The 20,746-nt window shown below is 56.8% G+C and carries 18 protein-coding genes; 10 read left to right on the top strand and 8 right to left on the bottom strand.

The annotated features are described in order from the left end of the window. Nucleotides 1–88 precede the first annotated feature (88 nt). Genes JY96_RS11300 through JY96_RS11280 form a run of 5 tightly spaced genes read left to right on the top strand, consistent with a single transcriptional unit; the run spans nt 89 to nt 3,627 of the window. Nucleotides 89–1,141, top strand: a complete 1,053-nt coding sequence (locus tag JY96_RS11300) for an SPFH domain-containing protein (protein ID WP_035037478.1) — start codon at nt 89–91, stop codon at nt 1,139–1,141. Then, entirely contained in the window at nt 1,125–2,060 is a 936-nt protein-coding gene (locus JY96_RS11295) for a sugar kinase (protein WP_035037475.1), read from the top strand. Before JY96_RS11300 ends, JY96_RS11295 begins: the two co-directional genes overlap by 17 nt. A 44-nt stretch (nt 2,061–2,104) precedes the next feature. Beyond that, the gene (locus JY96_RS11290) at nt 2,105–2,662 is read left to right on the top strand and encodes an RNA 2'-phosphotransferase (RefSeq protein WP_035037473.1); all 558 of its coding nucleotides are present in this window, start codon (nt 2,105–2,107) and stop codon (nt 2,660–2,662) included. Nucleotides 2,663–2,675: 13 nt separating this feature from the next. Continuing rightward, complete coding sequence (locus tag JY96_RS11285; RefSeq protein WP_035037471.1) at nt 2,676–3,035, top strand: hypothetical protein; 360 nt, start codon at nt 2,676–2,678, stop codon at nt 3,033–3,035. Continuing rightward, nucleotides 3,019–3,627 carry a DUF4291 domain-containing protein gene (locus JY96_RS11280; RefSeq protein WP_035037469.1) on the top strand — a complete coding sequence of 203 codons (609 nt, stop codon included), beginning with the start codon at nt 3,019–3,021 and terminating at the stop codon, nt 3,625–3,627. Before JY96_RS11285 ends, JY96_RS11280 begins: the two co-directional genes overlap by 17 nt. 53 nt (nt 3,628–3,680) lie before the next feature. Here JY96_RS11280 and fusA read toward each other — a convergent pair whose 3' ends face one another. The 5 genes from fusA to JY96_RS11255 all read right to left on the bottom strand — a co-directional run bounded on the left by fusA (nt 3,681) and on the right by JY96_RS11255 (nt 10,987). Further along, nucleotides 3,681–5,711: an elongation factor G gene (gene fusA / locus JY96_RS11275; protein ID WP_035037467.1), complete on the bottom strand. Its 2,031-nt coding sequence runs from the start codon at nt 5,709–5,711 to the stop codon at nt 3,681–3,683. 383 nt (nt 5,712–6,094) lie between these two features. After that, entirely contained in the window at nt 6,095–7,156 is a 1,062-nt protein-coding gene (locus tag JY96_RS11270) for a bifunctional nicotinamide-nucleotide adenylyltransferase/Nudix hydroxylase (RefSeq protein ID WP_035037466.1), read from the bottom strand. A 14-nt stretch (nt 7,157–7,170) separates the two neighbouring features. Further along, nucleotides 7,171–8,871, bottom strand: a complete 1,701-nt coding sequence (locus tag JY96_RS11265; protein ID WP_035042359.1) for an NAD+ synthase — start codon at nt 8,869–8,871, stop codon at nt 7,171–7,173. Continuing rightward, nucleotides 8,871–10,061, bottom strand: coding sequence for a nicotinate phosphoribosyltransferase (pncB, locus tag JY96_RS11260; protein ID WP_035037465.1), 1,191 nt, complete (start codon nt 10,059–10,061; stop codon nt 8,871–8,873). The genes JY96_RS11265 and pncB overlap by 1 nt, the downstream gene beginning before the upstream one ends. 62 nt (nt 10,062–10,123) lie before the next feature. Beyond that, a complete protein-coding gene (locus tag JY96_RS11255; protein WP_035037463.1) occupies nt 10,124–10,987 on the bottom strand; it encodes a cysteine hydrolase in 864 nt (287 codons plus the stop codon). A gap of 161 nt (nt 10,988–11,148) precedes the next feature. Between JY96_RS11255 and JY96_RS11250 the strand changes: the two genes are divergently transcribed. Continuing rightward, nucleotides 11,149–11,844, top strand: a complete 696-nt coding sequence (locus JY96_RS11250) for an NUDIX domain-containing protein (protein WP_035037461.1) — start codon at nt 11,149–11,151, stop codon at nt 11,842–11,844. Between the two features lie 1,370 nt (nt 11,845–13,214). On the opposite strand, the gene JY96_RS11240 is transcribed toward JY96_RS11250, so the two are convergent. The 3 genes from JY96_RS11240 to JY96_RS11230 all read right to left on the bottom strand — a co-directional run bounded on the left by JY96_RS11240 (nt 13,215) and on the right by JY96_RS11230 (nt 16,308). Beyond that, entirely contained in the window at nt 13,215–13,703 is a 489-nt protein-coding gene (locus JY96_RS11240; RefSeq protein ID WP_052162419.1) for a hypothetical protein, read from the bottom strand. Further along, complete coding sequence (locus tag JY96_RS11235; protein WP_035037457.1) at nt 13,700–14,422, bottom strand: hypothetical protein; 723 nt, start codon at nt 14,420–14,422, stop codon at nt 13,700–13,702. The genes JY96_RS11240 and JY96_RS11235 overlap by 4 nt, the downstream gene beginning before the upstream one ends. A 188-nt stretch (nt 14,423–14,610) precedes the next feature. Continuing rightward, nucleotides 14,611–16,308 carry a hypothetical protein gene (locus tag JY96_RS11230; protein WP_035037454.1) on the bottom strand — a complete coding sequence of 566 codons (1,698 nt, stop codon included), beginning with the start codon at nt 16,306–16,308 and terminating at the stop codon, nt 14,611–14,613. 484 nt (nt 16,309–16,792) lie between these two features. Here JY96_RS11230 and JY96_RS11225 point away from each other — a divergent pair, with 484 nt between their 5' ends. The 4 genes from JY96_RS11225 (at nt 16,793) to JY96_RS11210 (ending at nt 20,438) form a co-directional block, all read left to right on the top strand. After that, on the top strand, nt 16,793–17,596 hold the full coding sequence (locus JY96_RS11225) for an NYN domain-containing protein (protein WP_152606461.1): 804 nt from the start codon (nt 16,793–16,795) through the stop codon (nt 17,594–17,596). A gap of 146 nt (nt 17,597–17,742) precedes the next feature. Then, complete coding sequence (locus JY96_RS11220) at nt 17,743–18,792, top strand: hypothetical protein (RefSeq protein WP_035037450.1); 1,050 nt, start codon at nt 17,743–17,745, stop codon at nt 18,790–18,792. 346 nt (nt 18,793–19,138) lie between these two features. After that, nucleotides 19,139–19,687 carry a hypothetical protein gene (locus JY96_RS11215; protein WP_035037448.1) on the top strand — a complete coding sequence of 183 codons (549 nt, stop codon included), beginning with the start codon at nt 19,139–19,141 and terminating at the stop codon, nt 19,685–19,687. A 10-nt stretch (nt 19,688–19,697) separates the two neighbouring features. After that, nucleotides 19,698–20,438, top strand: coding sequence for a nitrilase-related carbon-nitrogen hydrolase (locus tag JY96_RS11210; RefSeq protein ID WP_152606460.1), 741 nt, complete (start codon nt 19,698–19,700; stop codon nt 20,436–20,438). Nucleotides 20,439–20,746 lie beyond the last annotated feature (308 nt).

Genomic DNA, 20,746 nt, shown 5'->3' with positions numbered 1-20,746 from the left:
ATTCTTGTTGACTTAGTTTAAAAGATGAACTTATGATAGTTGCACAACAACACGAAGTCAACCACGCAAGACTGAAAGGGGAAATCGTATGCTGGGAATTCGCTTCATCAAGTCGCAACCGACAACACATCTCATGCAGTTTCGGCGGGGGCGTGTCGTGCGTGAAGGCGCAGGTCTGTCATTCTTCTACTATGGGCCAACATCCACCCTGGTGGCTGTACCGATTGGCAGCCAGGACCGGCCATTCATTCTGGAACTGGTGACGTCCGACTTTCAAAGCATCACTGTGCAAGGACAGGTGACCTATCGCGTTGCCGAGCCCGGGCGCATTGCCGGGCTGATGGACTTCTCCTTGTCGGCAGATGGAAAGGCTCACGCATCAGAGGACCCGAAACGCCTTGGTGAGCGGGTGGCCATGCAAGCCGAGGTCATCGTGCGCCAAGCCGTCCAGCAAATGGACTTGAAGCAGGCATTGCGAGCCTCAGCCACGATCGCGCAGGAAACTCACAAGCGCCTCGCCTCACAGACAGAGATCGCGGCGCTCGGGCTTGAGGTTCTGGGTGTGTCGGTATTGGCCATCAAACCTACGCCCGAGATGTCGCGCGCACTGGAGGCGGAAGCCAGAGAGTCCAATCTCAAGGCAGCGGACGATGCCGTCTTTGGTCGAAGGATGTCTGCCGTTGAAAACGAGCGTGCTGTTCGAGAGACCGAACTCGATACCGAGGTGGCAGTGGAGCAAAAGAAGCGTCAGATTGGTGAAGCTCAAATGGATGCCAAGGCTGCTGTCGCGCGCCGTGAGAACGAACTGCGTACCGAGCAGATGGAGTCAGACGTTGCCCTGGAAGACCGGCGCAAATCGTTTGTCGATCTCCAGGCAGAGAACAGTCGAACCATGGCTGACGCGGAGGCTTACAGATTGGGCGCCATCATGCAGACCATGGAAAAGTCCGATCCCCGGATCGTTCAGGCTCTGGCGGCTTCCGGCATGCAGCCGGGCCAACTGATTGCGCAGGCCTTTGGCGGCATCGCCGAGAAGGCGCAACACATCGGGCAACTCAATATGTCGCCGGAATTGCTGCAGTCCTTGATCCGAGATAACGGAGGCGGGTCGCAAGGAGCCAATCGTGGTCGCGCCAACTGAGCGAAAAGTGGTGCTGGTGACCAGACGAACCCGGCTGGAGGATCTGGTTACCCGCTATCACACGCTGGCTCAAGCGCGGTTTTACATCGAGCACTTGGGAGCAGACCTGTCGGACTACCTGCGGGAGAACGAAGCCTATGCGAGGAGCCTGCGGGTCACCATAGAGGTCTTGCAAGCCTGGGGGCGCTATCAGATCATTGATCGCAGCTACTTGCCCAACTTTGTCTTTGCGCCTGACGACATCGTCGTGGCGCTTGGACAAGATGGCTTGGTGGCCAACACCATGAAGTATCTAGAGGGGCAGCCATTGATCGGGCTGAACCCGGAGCCTCAGCGCTGGGATGGTGTGCTGCTGCCCTTCGAGCCAGAGCAACTCCGGGGATTGCTTCCTTCTGTGTCGCAGGACAGCAGGTCGACCAAGCAGATCACCATGGCTGAGGTGGTGTTGTCGGACGGGCAGCGTCTGAGAGCCGTTAACGATCTATTCATCGGGCCACGCACACATACCTCGGCCTTGTATGAACTTGAGCAGGGCAAGACGAAGGAGTTTCAGTCGTCTTCTGGGTTGATCATTTCGACTGGGCTGGGCTCGACGGCCTGGATGAAAAGCGTGATGACTGGCTCTATGGCATTGGCAAAGGCCAGTGGCATGGCAAGTGGGCAGCGCAACTACACGCCAATGGCTTGGGATGCGGACAAGCTTAGCTTTGCTGTGCGGGAGCCCTTCCCAAGTCGCTCTTCGCAGGCAAGCTTGGTCTATGGCGATGTTGCGCCCGGCCGATCGCTGAAGGTGCGGTCTCGTATGCCTGAGAACGGTGTGATCTTCTCGGATGGTATTGAGGCCGATTTTCTGTCGTTCACGGCAGGTATCGAGGCAACGGTGAATGTCTCGGCTAACAAGGGGCAGTTGATCATGTGATCAACCGTCAAATCAATAAGAAAACGAACAATTGAAAGAGAAAAATGGGAACGAATAAAAAGGTGGAGTCCACCAGCAAGTTCTTGAGCCTGATCTTGCGACATGAGCCGCAGCTTGTCGGGCTGACATTGGGTGATGGCGGATGGGTTCGGGTAGACGAACTGTTGACTCGCTGCGCGCAAGCGAACAAGCCAATCTCGTATGAGTTGCTCAAGGAAGTGGTGGAGACCAGCGACAAGAAGCGATTCGCATTGAGTGAAGACGGTGCACTCATACGCGCCAACCAGGGGCATTCAGTCGCAGTGGATTTGGGGCTCAGTCCCACTACGCCGCCGGACAAGCTGTATCACGGCACGGCGTCGCGTTTTCTCGATGCCATCTGGGTAGAAGGCCTGACGAGGCGAGAGCGGCACCATGTTCATCTGACGGCAAAGTTGGATGTCGCGATGTCTGTGGGTCAACGGCATGGTCAACCCGTCATCCTCGAAGTCGATTCATTGCAGATGCATCTGGATGGGCACAAGTTCTTCCAGTCAGACAACGGCGTTTGGCTTGTAGGTGCAGTCGCTGTCCACTACATGCGGCTTTTGCCTCAGGAATAGTCAGGGACCAGTCATGACAAACACCATCACGCTCTACAGGCCAACTGGGCCGCAAGAACTGGAACTCGTTGCAGCCAGCAACTTCAAGCGCTGGCCTCCAAGGTTGCCTGAGCAGCCCATCTTCTATCCGGTCACCAACGAGCAATACGCTGTTGAGATCGCTCGGGATTGGAACGTGCCCGCCAGCGGCGCGGGCTTCGTAACCCGCTTTGAAGTCGATGCTGACTTCATGAGCCGCTACCCCGTGCAGCAAGTTGGCGCAGCGCACCACACAGAGTGGTGGGTGCCCGCCGAGGAGCTCGAAACATTGAATGATCACATCGTGGGTGTGATCGAAGTCATCCGTCAATTTGGAAATGAAGCTACCAACTGAACTCTATTCAAGCCAATGTGCTCGCTGGCCAAGTGCCGGTGAACATATCCTGGCCCACTATGACGATGAGAGCATCGTCGTTTATCAAGCGTATCGGCCTTCTATCGGGCACTACGCCATCAAGCACGGCCGATTTGGCGGCCCAGACTTCAGCTTGAACCGAATGAGTTGGATCAAACCCAACTTCCTATGGATGATGTATCGATCCGGATGGGGAGCCAAGGAGGGGCAAGAGGTGATCCTGGGGCTGCGAGTTCGCCGGGCCTTCTTCGATGGCGTGCTGGCCCAAGCCGTGGCATCCACCTATCAGCCAGAACGATATGCAAGTCGAGAGGCTTGGAAGGCTGCCGTTGATGCATCGGAAGTTCGCTTGCAGTGGGATCCCGATCATGACCCACAAGGTGGCAAGCTCGCACGTCGTGCGGTTCAGCTTGGATTGCGCGGGAAGACGCTGGAAGCGTTTGCTGGCCGCGAACTCATGGAGGTGATCGACATGAGCCCATTTGTGGGGGCGCAGCGTTCGTTGGCGTTGGCTGGTGACCGCATGTTGCGCACGCCGACCGAGGCGGTTTACACGCCCATGTTCGCCTGATCTGATCAGGAAGAGAAAATGCCAGGCACGAGGCCTGGCATCTTAGTGATCGCTTACGCGATGAGACCGGCTTGTAGGTGTGCCGGTACCTGTTCATAGTGGTCGAACTGCATCGAATACTGCGCACGTCCTGACGTTAACGCACGCAGATGACCGATGTAGCCAAACATCGCCTTGAGGGGTACATCCGCAGTGACGACCGTGGCATTGCCGCGAACGTCCTGAGAACGCACCTGTCCCCGTCGGCGTAGCAGGTCGCCCAGACAGTCACCCAGATGTTCTGCCGGGGTGATGACTTCGACACACATCACGGGCTCCAGTACAACCGGCCCAGCTTTCCGTGCGGCCTCTCGGAAGGCCGCTCCTGCCGCGTGCTCAAAGGCCATGGCCGAAGAGTCGCGCTCATGGAAGCTGCCATCCACCAAGGTCGCCTTGAAATCCACGCAGGGATAGCCACCCAGGACGCCGGACGCCGCCGCACGTTTCACACCCGCCTCAACGGCAGGTATGAACTCGCGCGGGATGGCGCCGCCCGTGATCTGGCTTTCGAACTGCATGCCTTCGCCGCGGGGAAGCAGCGATACCTTCAAGGTGATGTCGGCGAACTGACCGGGACCGCCGGATTGTTTCTTATGTACATATTGCACCTTCGCTTCCTGTGAAATGGTTTCCCGATAAGCAACCTCTGGTTGTCCTACCGAGACCTCGACGCCAAATCGGCTACGCAGCTTCTCCAGTGAGACCTCCAGTTGCAGCTCACCCATGCCTGACAGAATGATCTGACCAGACTCGGCGTCCTGTTGCACACGCAGGCTGGGATCCTCCCTGGAGAGGAGATGCAGCGCCTTACCCAGACTTTGCTGATCAACTCGGCTCTTGGGTTCAATCGCCACATCGATCACCGGCTCAGGCACCACAATGTGCTCCAACACCACTGGGTGTGTTGGGGCGCACAAGGTGTTGCCCGTCAAGGTGTCCTTGAGGCCTACGATCGCAGCGATGTCACCTGCCACGATCTCCTGACGCTCTTGCCGTTGGTCTGCATGGACCTCATAGATGCGAGCGATCCGTTCCTTCTTGCCGGTGTTGGCATTGAGAACTGTATCGCCCACGCGTATGCGTCCACTGTAGACACGCACGAACACCATCGAACCGTGCTCGTCGGCGACCAGCTTGAAGGCCAGGGCCGACAAGGGCTGTTCGCTGACAGGCTGTTCACCGGCCACAGCGGCAAGCCTGTCTTCCGGAGAAGGCAGGTAGGCCACGACCGCGTCGAGCAAAGGCTCCACGCCCTTGTTCTTGAACGCAGACCCAGCCAGTACGGGCACAAAGTCGCCTGCGATCGTGCCGGTGCGGATACAGGCTCGCAGCACATCTGCATCTATGGGCAGCCCTTGCACGTAGGATTCCATAGCGTGCTCGTCCCGCTCCACGACAGTCTCGATCAGGCGTGCCCGCCAGGCCTGGGCGTCATCCAGCATGTCCGCCGGGATCGGGCCTGTTTCGAATGGATGGCCTGCCTGGTCACTCGTCCAGATCAGGGCCTTCATGTCGATCAGGTCAATGATCCCTTTGAAGCCTGCTTCGATGCCGATCGGCAGCTGCAGCACAACCGTGCGCACACCCAGGCGTTCTTCGATCATGTTGTGCACACGAGCGAAGTCGGCACCAACCCGGTCGAGCTTGTTGATGAAGCACAGCCGAGGCACCTGGTACTTGTCAGCCAGTCGCCAGTTGGTTTCCGTCTGCGGCTCGACGCCAGCAACGCCGTCAAAGACCACGACGGCGCCGTCCAGCACGCGCAGTGATCGATTGACTTCGATGTTGAAGTCGATGTGACCCGGTGTGTCGATCAGGTTGATCTGCACGCCACGCCAGAAGACGGTGGTGGCGGCGCTGTTGATCGTGATGCCACGCTGACGCTCTTGCGGGTCAAAGTCCATGGTGGTGGTGCCTTCATGCACTTCACCCATGCGATGGCTCGCTCCCGTGTAAAAGAGAACGCGTTCAGTCGTGGTGGTCTTGCCCGCATCGACGTGCGCAATGATGCCGATGTTTCTACGGGGTGTTTGTTTGTTGTTCATATGGATCTTTCGAATCTTGAAGACTGAGGCCAGCCTTCAAGCGAGAGATCCGCATTGAAAGGCTAGCGCCGAACTTGCATGGACGGACCAAAGCACGCGCGCAAGCAACTGCATGCTTTGGCAGACCAAATCGTGGCGATGAGCTTGTCGTAGGTGCGCATGATGAAAATCTCAGGCAAGAAAAAACCCCGGTGGTGTGAACCGACCGGGGTTTGTTTCCGGAAGGCCCACAGCCCTCCGAACCAGATTCGAAAGGCTATAGCAATGCAGCGGTGATCGCGAGATCACGCATGTCGTTGGCAATGAACACTTTGGAAGTCATGGTTTTGGAAAGTAGGAAGTACGCACACATGTGCGCCGATTGCGTAATTATGCTGCGCTTCTCAAACGGAAGGCAAGCCCTTTGTGAGGCCAAGGAAATGATCGAGCATGTGAAAGTGATCGTCGTGAAATTGATCTTCCATCGTGGGGATCAAGTCGATGTCGATCCAATCAGCTGACTGTGCGTCGTCATCAGCTTGCACGTTTGGCGGAGGGCCATCCCCGAGATCAAAGTAGAACGCATGCGTGATGGTGCGCCCTCTTTGGCTTCTGTCTGGATGGTCGAAAACGGCGCTTCCTTTGAGTGCAGCCTTCAAGGTAGCAAGCGGCAGATCCAGTCGCGTTTCTTCCCGCAACTCCCGAATCGCAGACTGGTAAGCCGTTTCTCTTTGCTCGATGAAGCCACCAGGTACGGCATGCAGCCCGACGCCTGGCGGCTGACCGCGCTTGATGAGCAGGACCTTGTCTGCGCACCGCACTACGGCGTCCACGGTCACGAATACAGGTGGATAGGGCGCTGCCGACCAAGCTTCCTTGTACTTCCTCAGCATGCGCCACTCCTGACACAGTGCTGGGTAGAGGGGAGACTTTGCCCAAGTTCGCAGGAAGTCCAGCGTAGCTGGGGGAACGGACTCTGCCAGCGCAGCGAGATTGGCTGCCAGTTCTTCGGGTTGACTGCCCAGATAGGCATCCCGAATATGGGTTGCGTCAAACGGGCTGTTCCGATCGACCGAAATCAGCTGCCATCCGTCGAAGTGCGCCAGGTACTCGCTGGTGGCATCTTTGAAGTGGCCGATCACACAGACACTTGTACGCTGCGCAGCGAGCCTCTCGACACCACTGCGCACAGCTTGCAGCCACTTCTCTTCGTCGTAGTAGTCCCGAATGGGCAGGAAGGTGGTGCGCGCCTGATCTGCGGCCGAAAGTGTCTGTCGAATCACGTCAGCACGCTCTTGCCACGTAAACGGGTTCTTTGGCGTGCTCGCCTGAAACGCAGAACCGATGACCACAACCACGTGCGGCGCGGCGTCCAAGGCCTGTTGAAGCAGTGCCGCATGGCCTTTGTGGAACGGCTGGAATCGGCCGATCAGGACCGCCAGTTCCGGCTTGTCATAAGTTGGCATGGCGATGTGTCCGTTCAAAGGTGTTTGGCGGCGATGGGCATCTGGCGACCAGAGCCGAATGCGCGTGATCTCACTCGGATGATGGGGGGTGCTTGCCGGCGCTTGTACTCATTGCGTGCCACCATCTGGCGCACACGCTCAATCAAGGCCTGACCCTCAGGTTGAAGCCTCAGCGATTCGACGAAAGCTTTTGCTTGTTCGTATTCGTGCCTCGATAGCCGCCCACCCTCGACCACGTACTTGAGGATCTCGTCCAGTACGGGATAAGGCGGCAGGCTGTCGGTATCCTTTTGATCAGGGGCCAGTTCGGCGGAGGGCTCCTTGTCGATGATGGCCATCGGGATCAACTCCTTGCCGGCCGCTTCATTGACGTAGCGTGACAGCGCGAACACTTCTGTCTTGTACAGATCGCCAATGAGGCCCAGGCCGCCATTGGTATCGCCGTACAGGGTGCAGTAGCCCACAGCTATCTCGGACTTGTTGCCTGTGGTCAGCAAGAGGTGGCCGAAGGTATTGGAGTGCGCCATCAGCACAGTACCTCGAATGCGCGCCTGCAGGTTTTCCAGGGCGAGGCCTTGCAAGGGCTGACCATAGGTGCCGTCGAATTGTTTGCTGTAGGCCTGCACCGTATCCGAGATCGGATAGGTGAACAGCTCGATGCCGAGGTTGCTGCACAAGGTGACGGAGTCGTCGACCGATCCCGCGGACGAGTAGCGCGAGGGCATCGTCACGCCAGCCACGTTGTCTGCGCCGAGTGCTTCAGCTGCCAGTGCGAGCGTGAGTGCACTGTCAATGCCACCGGACGATCCCACCACAGCCTGCTTGAATCCACAGCGCCTGGCGTAGTCACGCAAGCCCAGAAGGATCTGCGCCTTGTAGAACGCCATGGTGGACAAGCCATCAGCCGGTACCTTGGCAGGCAGTTGCCCTTGTAAGGTCAGGAAGCGGCCATTGTCGAAACACAAGGTGGTGATGTCTTCCGTGAAGCGTTGGGCTTCATACACGACACCGGCTTGAGGCTCGACGGCGAACGAGGCGCCATCGAACACGATCTGGTCCTGGCCACCAACCTGATTCACGTACAACAGCGGCAAGCCATGGCGCTTGCTGGCTTGAGCGAATACGCGTTGGCGCAAGTCCCGCTTGCCGATGTCGGATGGGCTTGCGTTGATCGAGACGATCAGATCCGGTGCGGCATCGCGCATGCGCTGGAAGGGGTTGACCTCGTAGTCCTGGCCCGCATCGTTCCAGCCGTCTTCGCACACCATGAAGCCGATGCGCGTGTCGCCTACACGCAGCACAGGCGCCACGTCGGGCCCCGGCTCAAAGTGGCGGCGTTCGTCGAAGATGTTGTAGGTCGGGAGCAATTGTTTGGCGTAGGTCAGCAGCACCTCGCCACCCTTGATGGCGAGCAGGGCATTGCTGAGGCGCTTACCCGGGCCTTCGTGGGCAATGGGCGCCCCCACGACCCAGACCAATTGGCGCAGCTGCCGCGATGCCTGGCGCAGCGCATCCAGGCCATGTGCCACGCGCTCAAGAAAGGCTGGATCGTCCAGCAGATCACCAGGGTAGTAGCCAGTGAGGGATAACTCCGAAAACACGATGATTTCGGAGCCGTCTGCCCAGGCCTTCTGAGCCGCTTGAACCATCTTGGCAACATTGCCCTCGATGTCACCCACGGTGTAGTTCAACTGTGCGGCAGTGATCTTCAGCATCATGCCTCCTTGATCTGAAAGACCTGTCGCAGGTAGGCGAGGAAGGTCTCGTTATGGCACAAGGTCTTGCCCGGTGTATCTGACAGCTTGGCCACGGACTGGCCGTTGGCCTCGGTCAGCTTCATCACGATGTTCAAGGGCTTGATGCCCACATCGTTGCTGAGGTTGGTGCCGATGCCGAAGCCTAACTGGGTGCGGTCAGCGAAGTGCCGGTAGATGGACAAGGCCGTGGGTACATCCAGGCCATCAGAGAAGACCAGGCGCTTGGAGCGCGGATCGATGCGCAGCTTGGCATAGTGAGCCAGGGCCTTTTCTCCCCACTCAATGGGGTCCCCTGAGTCGTGACGCAGGCCATCAAAGAGCTTGGTGAAGTAAAGATCGAAGTCAGCCAGGAAGGCATCCATGCCCACGACGTCGGTCAGTGCTACACCCAGATCGCCGCGATATTCCTGCACCCAGTCTTCCAGAGCAGCACGTTGGAAGTCGCGCAGGCGCACGCCCAGGGCCTGATAGGTCTGCAGGTACTCGTGCGCCATGGTCCCGATGGCAACAAGCCCCAACTCCTTGGCCAGCAACACATTGGACGTGCCTTTGAAGTACTCGGGCACGCTTTCCTTTAATGTGGTGACCACTTCGCGCTGCCAGTCGCCACTGAAACGACGTCGCACGCCGAAGTCAAAGAACTCAAAAGGATTGGCGCGTGCTGGCTCCGAGCCAAATTGTTTGAGCAAGGCAATCTTGTCGGCCAGTCGGCGGCGTCCTTCGGCTTGAGCCGCACTGGCATCGAACCGGCGGAAGTACAACTCGTTGACGATGGCCAGCACGTAGATCTCGAAACCCATGACGTGGACTTGCGGGCCCCGGGCTACGATCTCCAGCTTGGGGCCGTTGGTCCTGACCTCGATGAAGTCGCGCTGGAAGCGGAAGATGCGCAGGAAATCCACGAAGTCCGACTTCATGTACCGCAGGCTTCTCAGGTAGGTGAGCTCATCTGCCTTGAAGCTGAGGGTGCAAAGGTGGTCGAGCTCGCGGCTGACTTCGTCAGCCAACTCTGCCAGCGGGAAGGCGCTCTCATTGCGGCATACGAAGGTGTACTCGGCCTGGGTTTCCGGGTGCCTGTGCAGCATAGCCTGCCACATGGTGAACTTGTAGAGATCGGTTTCCAGGAGACTGGTGATGACAGCGTTCATGTTGGTCTTTCTGAAGGGAGGCCGGTTGAATCGGCCTCCCAGTTCAAGTTCTCTCTGCAGCTTCAGGCGTTGGCCAGCAAACTGGGCAGGACATCCTGGCTGGTTGCCAGCTGCACGCCTCTTGCGCGCATGGCAGACAGGAAGCCTTCAGCCTGTTGCTCGAAGCCGCCTACGGGACTCATGCAGTCAGTGAGCAGGATGATCTTGCCCAACTGCTTGCTGGGCAAGTTGTCCACGATGTGCTCGGTGGTGGCCTTCACACAGTGGCTGCTCGCTTCACCAGCAATCAAGAGCACGTCGGCTTGGTCCAACTGCGCAATCAGCTTCTTGTTCAGCAAGGTGTCTGGATCTTCTGCATCGGGTACCTCTGCCTGCATGGCACTGTAGTGCTCGGTCCAGGGATTGGCACCTTTGTAGACCTGCTTGACGGTACTGAGTCGCTCTTCTTCCCAGGTGTTGCACGCGGCTTGCACATCGGCGTGGACGTTGTGGCCCCAGGTACCAATCTCACAGTGAATAGGCCAGACCATCAACGTATACCTTGCTTGAGCCTCCAGTTCATCCAGGTAGCTCAGGACTCGGGTCAGTGCACCTTCATTACGGGGGCGGTACACGCCTTCGCGAACCTGTTGGGCCGAGATCGTGGTGAAAGGGCTGACGTCTGAACCGTCCGCTTTCACCCAAAACGGGGGGTGCGCCACATCAACCCTGTGGTGAGAGTCCAGCGTCACGATAATGTCCGAGATGCCGTTTTTTCCTGCGCGGATCAAGCTGGCCAGCCTTTGCATGTCGGCGTGGGCGCCGGCAACTGGCAAAGCTGGCCCGACACGCCGCCCGGTAAGTGGATCAGAACCCTGCCAGTTCTCTGGCAGATCGCAGAAGTCGTTCTGCGGGTCGATGATCAGCAGTTGAATCTGTTGTTTCATTTGAGCCTCCACTTGAGTCAGTGGTTGCACTGTACATCACTTAGATTACTAGTGCAACTAACTAAATGTGAAAATTTGTCGGGTATCCCTGTTTAGGGGGGACCGAATTGGTAAGCTACTTCGTTGCTGGATTGAACAAAGACAAGCGAGTGGGCAAACCTATGGCTAAAAGTGCAATCGAATCCGACTATCCACCCGTCATTTGCACCGTAGACGTGGTGTTGCTGACGCTCAAGGATGAAGCGCTGCATGTGGTTCTGCTCAAGCGCAAGAACGAGCCATTTGCGGGGATGCCTGCGCTGCCTGGTGGTTACATCCACTCGCAGGAGGATAAGACCGCCTGGGATGCCGCAGCCAGGGTCTTGAAGGACAAGACAGGTATCGTCAGCCCCTACCTGGAGCAACTGGCGACGTATTCAGGGGTGGATCGGGATCCACGGGGTTGGTCGGTGTCGATCGTCTACTACGCGCTGGTGCCAACTGAGTTGCTGGAGGTTGACCATGACGGGCTGGTTCTGGCGCCCGTTGCTCGGCTCCCCAAGCTGCCGTTTGATCACAAGGGGATCATTGAACTTGCAGTTTCCCGGGTGAGATCCAAGAGCCAATACTCCTCGTTGCCTGTCTATTTGTGCGGAGAGCATGTGACCTTGCCGCGTTTGCAGGCCGTCTACGAGGCCGTGCTGGGTGAGCCCATCAACAAGGTGAGTTTCCGCCGCAAGATGGACGAGATGGGAATACTCGAACCCATCGAGGGTGAAATGGAGTCTGGAGCAGCCCATCGCCCGGCTCAGGTGTACCGGCTACGAAAAGAGTTCAAGCGAGAGCTCTCGCTTGTCACGCGGGGCATCAATTCTTGATGGCTAAGATGGTGCGACAAAAAGGGGAGTGCATTGGGCAAGTCACAAGCCAAAGGGCGCAGTGAGGAAGAGCTAAGGACAGCCGTCCGCGAATTTGCCATTTCGATCAACTCGACGTTCAGACGTTCGACCGACATGTCGTCCATCATCGATGTGACGTCGTCTCTGCCACTATCGAGCCTGGCGCATTGGGAACGACTCATCCGAGGCGAGTTTTCTCTTGCTCTGCGCTCATCAGCTACGCCTTGGATCATCGCATGGGCAAAGCCTAATCGATTCTTGACCTGGGTTGACCTCTGTAGTTGGGACGGATATGTCCGGGAGCGCACATTGCGAACGCTCTCCGGTCCGGCTCCGAATAGCTTCTTTTTCTCGCTAGCTGCTCGCCGCATCAATGACTGGGTACCAGAGGTGAGACTGGCTGCAAGGGAAAAGCTACCCTTGCTTGCTAAGCAATCAAACCCAGAACATGTTGTTGATGCTTTGTGCGCAATGCTTCCAAGCTGGGCGTCGTGGGGGCGGATGGAAGAGGTGGACCAGCAGGTCGTCGCGGAGTTGCTCGCTATCAGGGGTGTGATCGAAGCCTTGAAGCTGAGGCTAATCACGATGGCTGTGGGGCCAATGTCGGTGGTCTTGTCTCAGGCTGCGCGAACGGCGGTACTGGACAGTGATCTTGCTGACATTGCAAAGTATGCAGTTCAACCGGCTGTGCGTGCAACGGCCTTTCGTGCGCAGTTGACTGGGCGTTTTGCTTGGGTGCAGTGCCGGAAGTGGCAGTGGACAGATGTGCGAACCTGTAAAGGCAAACTCCAGAACGTTCTTGGCGAAAGACCACTCCAGGAAGCCCCCCCACTCCTCGAAACGATGGATCTGGCAGCATCGGACCGATCTTGCATTGTCAGAGCGGTCGCCGCGGAAGCGCTCGTTAGAGAGATGGATGCGCTCGGTGGCGCGGCTACGTCGCTGGCGCGCCGATTGGCGTCGGATAGTTCACCACGCGTAGCTGAGAGAGGTAGATTTGTCCTACAAAGGCGCCTTACGCCTAATTAGTGTGCAGAGATCCGACAAGTCCCTCCTGACGCGTCTAACAAATCAAGCGCTTCGCAAAGTGAGTCCCCTGCTGTTTGATTTGTTCTAGCCACTTGCGGCCCCATTTGTTCTATTGAGCTTCTGGAGACCTAAGTCGGCCTTAGGCTGGGAGCAGCCGGTTACCACTCGTCGACCTCCTCGCGAGACAAGCGCTAGGCCGGATGCCCATCAGCGGTCATTCACCAGGGCCCGAGATCGACCCATGGCGGAAGTAGCTACGAGCGGCTGAGGTGCTCTAGATCGGACATTCTCGCCACACCATCTGTGGTTAACGAACAGCCTCAACGATAGGCCTCTACGACGGTGACGGCTGTGTCTTGCAGACGCACGGCAAAGCAGGCTACTCGCCCGTGCAGCGCCTGTGGCAGCAACTCTGCCCACGTGCGCTCGGCTCCGATATTGATGAAGATGCCAAGCGGATAGCGAAGCACATCAAGCATCAGGCCGAGGCTCATGAAATCGTCCGCGGCTTCTGCAGCTGTGGATCGCAGTTTCAGCTCGATCACAGCGACATTGCCCTGCGTTCGGTCGGCAAAGCGTTCCGGGTCGAACGGCTCGTGAATGATTATGTCCGGGCGAATGGTCAAGCCATGTCGCCCGGCTTGCTTTTGGTACTCCTGCTCCACGATAACGCGCGCCGGAAGCTGCAGGCGCCGGTCGAGCTGGCCGAGCAAGGCGCCCTGGTAGCCGCGCTCGGTCTCGAACAGGCGCGGTGCGGTGATGCTCTGCAACGCATCCCGCACGCCGGCAAGAACTTCGGCCGACGTCACTTGACGAGGCCAACAGCTCCGCCGGCGATGCCACCGACGATCGAAGTGACCAGCGGATGTGAAAGAAATCCAACCAGCTTGGACCTCGCGGCCTCCTTCTCCTCCGGCGGTGCATCTGAAGCATCGATCCTCGCCAGCAGGTCGCCGACCGACAGCTGCATGACCGAGTTACTGATCGATGTACCGGCGACGTTCACCTGACCGCTGATCGGTGCGTTGAAATTGATCTGGGCCATAGGCTTCTCCTCATAGAGCTTTGCGTAGATCGGACATTCGGTGTAGTGCATCGGCTCGACATGCTGCCAGTTCCAGCGCCAGTCGTTGCCTTCGCCGGGGCCATCTGCTGCAATGACCCGTTCCGCTTGCGCCCGGTCGATCTCGTCGCTGAATCGAATCAGCGTTGTCGCGAAGAGCCGGAACGTGTCGTAAGCCACCTCCGGGCAGAAATTCGAGTAGCTGTGAGCGGCTCCGTCGGCGCCGCTGATGGCGGTCGCTGTCTCGGCCGTCGCAGGCCAGGCATGATGCGCCTGCCACTTGGCCATGAGCCGGTCGTGTAGCTCGACGGGCATCCTGGTGGTCGTTCCCGCGTCGGATAGTAGTGCCGTCGTCTCGAAATGTCGCGGGCAGTGCTGTACCGAGGTAAACGGGCAGCGGTTGGTCACCTTTTTGCGGTCGCTGACCTTCACGTACCAAGGGATATCGGGGTAGATGGGCTTCATTCCTATGCTTGCCTCCGCACGCCGTATTGCAGCTTGGCCAGCCCGGCAGCCAGCACGAGCCGAATCGCACTTCCTATTCAGCGAGCCAGCCTATCTTAAAGCGGACCGTCTTAAAGCTGACCGTCGCGACGGGCTGGTCCTGGCCGACAACAGCCCCTGCCATTCGGCTGAACTTCACAGAGGCGTAGTTAGACTCGCGCAAGCCTCTCTGAGATGTATTTGAGATAGAACGACCTGAAGAACTGCGCGCTTGTGAAAGCGGCAAGCTGTTGCTTCACGCCTTTCTTTACCTTCTTGTCCTTGCCGGCGAAGTCGCAGATGCTTTTTGCAACAAGTACCTGCACGCGCTCACTGACACCCGACTCAACGGCCCCAACGACAACGGCGTGCGCCTCCATATCGAAGCCAATGATCGCTGTGTTGGTGGACTTGTAAACCTTCACCTCTTCTGGATCGGCAATGACTGTTCCTCCTGACCCAAAGGACCCGAGTCGAATGCTGGGTGGTGACTTCAGTTTGTTTGCCGGGTTGTTCACGTTCCAGCTCTCTTGGATGGCTTCCCGGAGAGCCAGATCCTCCTTGGCCTCCAGGAGATACGGGAAGAAGGTGAAGTGATCCCGAGCGTCTTTCTGGTAGATCTTCGGCTTAAAAACTGACCAGCTACCTTCTCGTTCTAACTTCCCAAGTGCAAGATCGTAGGTGTGAGTCGGCACAATGACGTCACCTACCGCCTGGTTTTTCGGATCGACTCCAGCCGCGATCCCGAGCATCACAACCAGACGGGGACGGTAGTGGTTCACGAGCTTCGTGGTGAGCACAGCGGCATTGGCCATACCCATGTCATTTTGCGTTGCAGCCACGACCGATGCGGTGCCGCCGACAAGCGTCCCTTCAAAGCAAACGGCGTGGTTAGCGTTCACAAAGGGCGTTACGTTCTTTGGATCCTGGAGGATCTTGAGCACTTCGCGATACTCCGGATCGTCCATCGCGGTGACAATCAGGATGTCGAGCCGCGTTCGTGGTTCAGCAGGTGGGCTGCTCCCCTCTGCGCTATGTTCGTGTGACGGAAGAAGTCTCTGAACTCCCTGCCGGTTTAATACACCGCGAAGCTCCTGCCCCAAGTTGTTAAGCGCGAGCTGCAACTCGGCTCCGATAGTTTCTTTCGTTTCACCGAAGGCACCGAGCCGAATGCGTGAGCTGTCAAGAAAGTCGGAAAACGTTAGAACGGACTGGAATACTTCAGTCTCCTGCTTCGGATCGTCGACTGACGCAATGTCTGAGAAGCGGAGATCGATCTGCGAAATGACCTCTGAGAGAACTGACTCTGCCAACTCATCGGTAGATGCGTCGAGCAACGAGATTAGGTGCTTACGAGACTCGGTGAGACTGCGGTCGAGAAGCTGTCTCTCCTCGGCCAGCGCCCCGGTGAACTTCACAAACTTGGCTAACGACTCGGAGGAACTCCCTCCCTCGACGCGCAGCCGTTTCCATCGCGGAAAGCTGGCAATTTCGTCCGCATCGAGATCTGTCGCAGTCGCTTTAATTTCGTAAATTCTCCGCCGGTCTCTGCCGTAGAGGACAACAAAAGCGCGTACTTGCTTGATTGGTGGAAGGGACTTTAGGTACCGCTCAACCGTCCTAATGCCTTGCTGTAGGCTTTGTCTGTTTGGCCCATTGTCCCGCTTGAACTCGATCAAAGCCCGAATTGCAGAACTCTGTGGGTCTAGAACCGCAAGGTCCACAACCGCACCCGGCGCGACAAAAACTTCAGCTCTTATGGAACTTGCCGGGTAACCAAGGTCATGCGTCAAATACGTGCTGAACTCGCGGACGGCGTCTTTTTCCTCGCTACGGTTCTTGTCCCCCAGCAGTTCTTCTAGCTTCATCTGGCCCCTCTTTGCAGACTGATGCAAGAGTTCATTATCGGTCCTCGCTGACCAGGTCGAGAAGCGGTCGCGCCTCGGTGTCGCTTCCTGGCCGACTCGAGCCCGCCAGCTTTCGGAATTGCCCGCCCACAACCGGCCAGTCAGGACGTGCCCCCTAAGAGACTGCTTTCGGGCGACGAAGTTGGGCGAAGGGGCACCCGCACCCTGCCAAGAGCAGCCGGTCGCCAGTGGCAGCTTTCCGTTAGTACAAGCGCCATCACTGCAAGCCTTGCGTATTTGCCCAACCGCTCGCTGCTGCGTAGCTGATCTGCTTTGTATTGTATGTACGCGGCCATAAGAGATTCGTGGCAAGCCCACCCCCAGACCGAATCATGTGCCGCCAACAGTAAGGCGACGATCCCCCAAGTACAACGATAAGGACCAGATCTACCGGCCCTTGATGTAGGTGCAGAATAGTTGCCACAGTAGAAATCTAGTGAGCACTATGTCTGGCAGCTACCTCTTCATCGATGGCAACTACTTTCAACAAGCTTGGGAGAAATTCAACAGCTTTTGGTTTGACGGCAAAGGTCGTTTTTCCTATCCTCAGCTTTCGGCTCATCACAAGAAAATCTTCTATTACGACGCATTGCCATCGAAGAAAGACAACGAGTCAGATGAGGAATTTGGGGCACGACTTAAAGCCAAGCATGACTTCTTCAATTACCTGCGCGGCCTAAGCCGGTGGCATGTCTACGAAGGAATATCAAAGCGAGCCAGAGGGGGCATTGCTAGGCAAAAAGAGGTAGACGTTTTGATTGCTGTGGACATGCTTACGCACACTCATCGCAAGAACATGGAGGAGTTGACCTTCATTGCTGGCGATCAGGATTTCAGACCGCTCATTGATGCAGTCGTTAGAGAGGGCATGAACGTCAACCTTTGGTATGGCAGTGGCTCCGTTTCAGAGGACCTGAAAAACACTGCGGACTCATCAATGTGCATGGACGTCTTTTCCCTGCACCACTTCCTTGACGGCGATACGCAGAAGTCATGTCCAATGCCTCAGCGTAGTGGATCAATGGGTGAGTTTCAACCGCATGGACGACTGATAGAAAACGGCTTTAGAGGCGATCAGTTAGTTGCCAGGATTCGGCGAGACGCTACCTTTGACCACATCAACTCCGCTGTCGTTTTTTCCGGTGTCTATCACAGCAACTACCGCGTCCAGGGCAACCTTGAATTCGCAAAGAAGGTGTACGCGTATGAGTTCGGCGACATCGAGTGGAGGCCAGCTGGCGGCGAGTAATACAGCCACTATGTTCGCTCGACCGCTTTGACGTATCGATCTGCCACATCTAAGTAGCTGGCTTAGTTGCTTAGCGCTCTTCGTTTTAGCGACTATTCATTGCGTGAAACCGTCGAAAACGGGGCTCGCAAAGCTGATCATTGCGTATGCAAACACAAACACTAGGGTTCCACTTCCAGTCGGATACATTTCAACCAGGGACGGAATGTACTGGTGGTATCGCTCTGCACCCGTTCCTTCGGCACTTTGATGCCTCATTTGCTCAAAGCGGCGCATCCATTTTTGAGCAGTTCTTGAAGAGCAACACGCAAGCGAGAAATTGGCTTCTGTTATCTGACTATGCCTTCAACGATCGAACGAAAAACTCCGACGTCGCGAGTTTTTCGTTCATTCCCGTTAAAGAAGACATCCAGAAATTGTTTGAGAGATTCAAATCTGTCGCCCCAAAGGACATCAAGAAAGTCAAGCAGGTTCGGCCCGAATTTATTGACTTGATAAAGAGCTACCCAACGTTTAGCGTATCGGTACTCCTCGGGCGCAACAGGCGGCTATCAGCGTCCGAGCGCGGAGGTCTCGTGTCGGATCTTGGGATGATCCATCAGATGGTGGATAGGTGGCAACCGCGCGACGGCGAACAAGATTACGCTGCCCTTTCACAAGACTTTAAAGTCCTCCTGGAAGCTTTGAAAGAGCGTCGCGCGAACATGCGAGTGGTGCGAGATCTTGTCATTGTCTCGAACCTCGTGGCGTACCTAGCATACTCTTTTCATCGACAGCTTACTGGGTCGTCACTGGTCTGGGCAACCGATCGAGACTCAATGCTTGGATTTCTTACAGGGAAGTCTTCAGGCTCTCTATTTCATCATTTTGCGCACACCCTCCATCATGTGCTGTGCGTGCAAGGGGGGCTGGATTCTAGTGCGTCTCGCCTCGATTTTGCGGTTCCTGAGGAGAGCGGTAGCCTCTGGTACGACGACGCTTTGCGCGTACCGGACTTGCTCTGCGGTGCACTTGCCGATCTTCAATATGAAGTCGGAAAACCGCTTCAATGGACACACTCGAAGTTCGAACCTGTTGTTCTGCACCTTTTATCAGATCAAAAAAGTCAGCTGATCTTTAAAATCTCCTTTGATGCAGAAAGCGGCGAGCCCCGAGCTGACCGACTAGTCTTCAATATCGAAATGCCCGCTTCATAAGGCCGTACCCCAAGACGAATGGGAGCTTCAACCTCTGGTCGCGTGGGCGGGGGCTCTATGCGAAGGTGGCGCAAGCTGTTTCGGCGCTTTTTGACTGATGCGTCGTTCTAGGACCCGGCCCTACACGCGGCTAATGCCCAGGATTCGAATCCAATGTCGCTCCATGACGGCCTGCTTCCTTGAGCAACTGTCTGCAAGTGCGTGCATCGAATGTCAGGTTTCGCTCAACCTATTCGGTGCTGCTACCGACTGCTGTGGGTCGATTCCGGCTGGTCACGAGTGACTGGAAAATGCACTTGAAGCGCTTCAGGTGATGGTGCATCAAATCCAAATTAACCAATGAGATATGACTCAGCGTAAGTTGTTCAGCCAAGGAGACCTTGACGGAGCCTGCTTTCTTTACACCTTGGCGAATGCGGTTGTCGCTTTGACAGGAGCCAACCTCAAGGACCGCTGGCCCGGTGCTATTCAACAGGTGCCCAAGCCAGAGGTCTTTCTGCGATTCGATGTTGGCACCGCGGCATTCGAGGATGATTTCAGCACACTGCTTCCCGTTGCGGAATCGTTTGTCTCGGCCATTTGCCGAGACGTGAGCGTAGAGATCGTTTCGGGCGTAGACCGCCGGAGACTGTCCCAGATTGCGGACGGTGACACTGTCTTGGCGATGTGCAATCCGGAGCATTGGTTTGCGATCGTCGAAGCGGACGAGAAGCACGCATGGGTCGCGTGCTCCGCCCGTTTGCTGGAGTGCGGGGCCGACTATCGAGAATTCAACTCACCTCGGTGGAAGCGCCCAAGCAATCACAAGGTTGCGATTGAAGACCTTGCTGTCTATCGACGAACGGTGTTCCGCCTGCATCGTTCGCTAGTGAGCGGTGTAGTCCCTAGGAAGTGAGAATTTCTCCATGCGAGTAGCTCTGGTTCAACTCAACGTACACGATCCATTGTGGTCTCTATCGGGGATCCAGAAAGTACTAATGAGTGCGTCCGACATTGATCTGGTCGTCTTCCCCGAATATTTGCCTTTCGATGAGAAGACGCCAAACAAGTTAGCAGTACGCGAACTGGAGATGATCAGTGCATCGTGCCCCGATGTACCTTTCATCGCTGGCGGCTCGGTAGTTGTAGATGGCAAGCTCAGGAACGCCGTGTTCTTATGTGAGCAGGGCAAAGTCGTTGATCACTATTACAAGAGGATTCTCTGGCACGAGGAGGAGTATGTCCCAGGCACCCAGACCAAACTGTTCGTATGGAGCCGGGGCCGCTGCGTGCCGCTTATCTGCGCTGATGCATCTGACAATCCGTCTCCAACGGGGACCAGGATGATGTACGAGGCGATTAAGGCTGGGGCGGGTCCAGATGTTCCCATCGTTGTTTGCACGTATGGGGCCCGCTTCTTCGAAGAGTATTGGCAGTTACCCCTGCAGACATGGGCCACAGGATGCGATGCCAACGTGTTGGTCTGTGCTGTTTCCGGCAAAGGAAATGAGTACACGGACGATGACGAAAGCTTGGGCCACTTTGGGGGAGGCGGCAGCGGCTTATTCAGGCCTGGCTTGAACACCAAGCCGTTACAACGAGTTCACCGAGGCATCTGTGTTGTCGACACCGTATCGGCTACGCTTGCCTTTCAGAAATTGCCCTAGCTATCGCATGTTTGGTTTAATTCAAAGACGTAGAGATACTGACTCGCCTTGTATGCGGCCGTTCGTTTTTGTCGAGTGATGCACGAGTCAATGCAGACTGTGCATTCGGAACGGATTGGCCAATCCGGAGATCTCTCAAGCCATTGTTGGCGAGTGCGCCACAGGTAAATCTTGGCTTTAGCTCTTGCCGATCTGGGGCGACGAGAAGCGGAGGCTTGTCGCTCTCGCTTGCACTCATTGAGCCGATAGCGGCGCTGCTGCATATCAAGCCGTTGTATTGCGAGCGGATCTACGTTCTGTCCTGATCG

It is taken from the genome of Aquabacterium sp. NJ1 (assembly GCF_000768065.1).
Taxonomy (GTDB): Bacteria; Pseudomonadota; Gammaproteobacteria; order Burkholderiales; family Burkholderiaceae_C; genus Aquabacterium.
The sequence above is the reverse complement of the archived record's forward strand: the minus strand, read 5'-3'. Positions and strand labels throughout refer to the sequence as shown.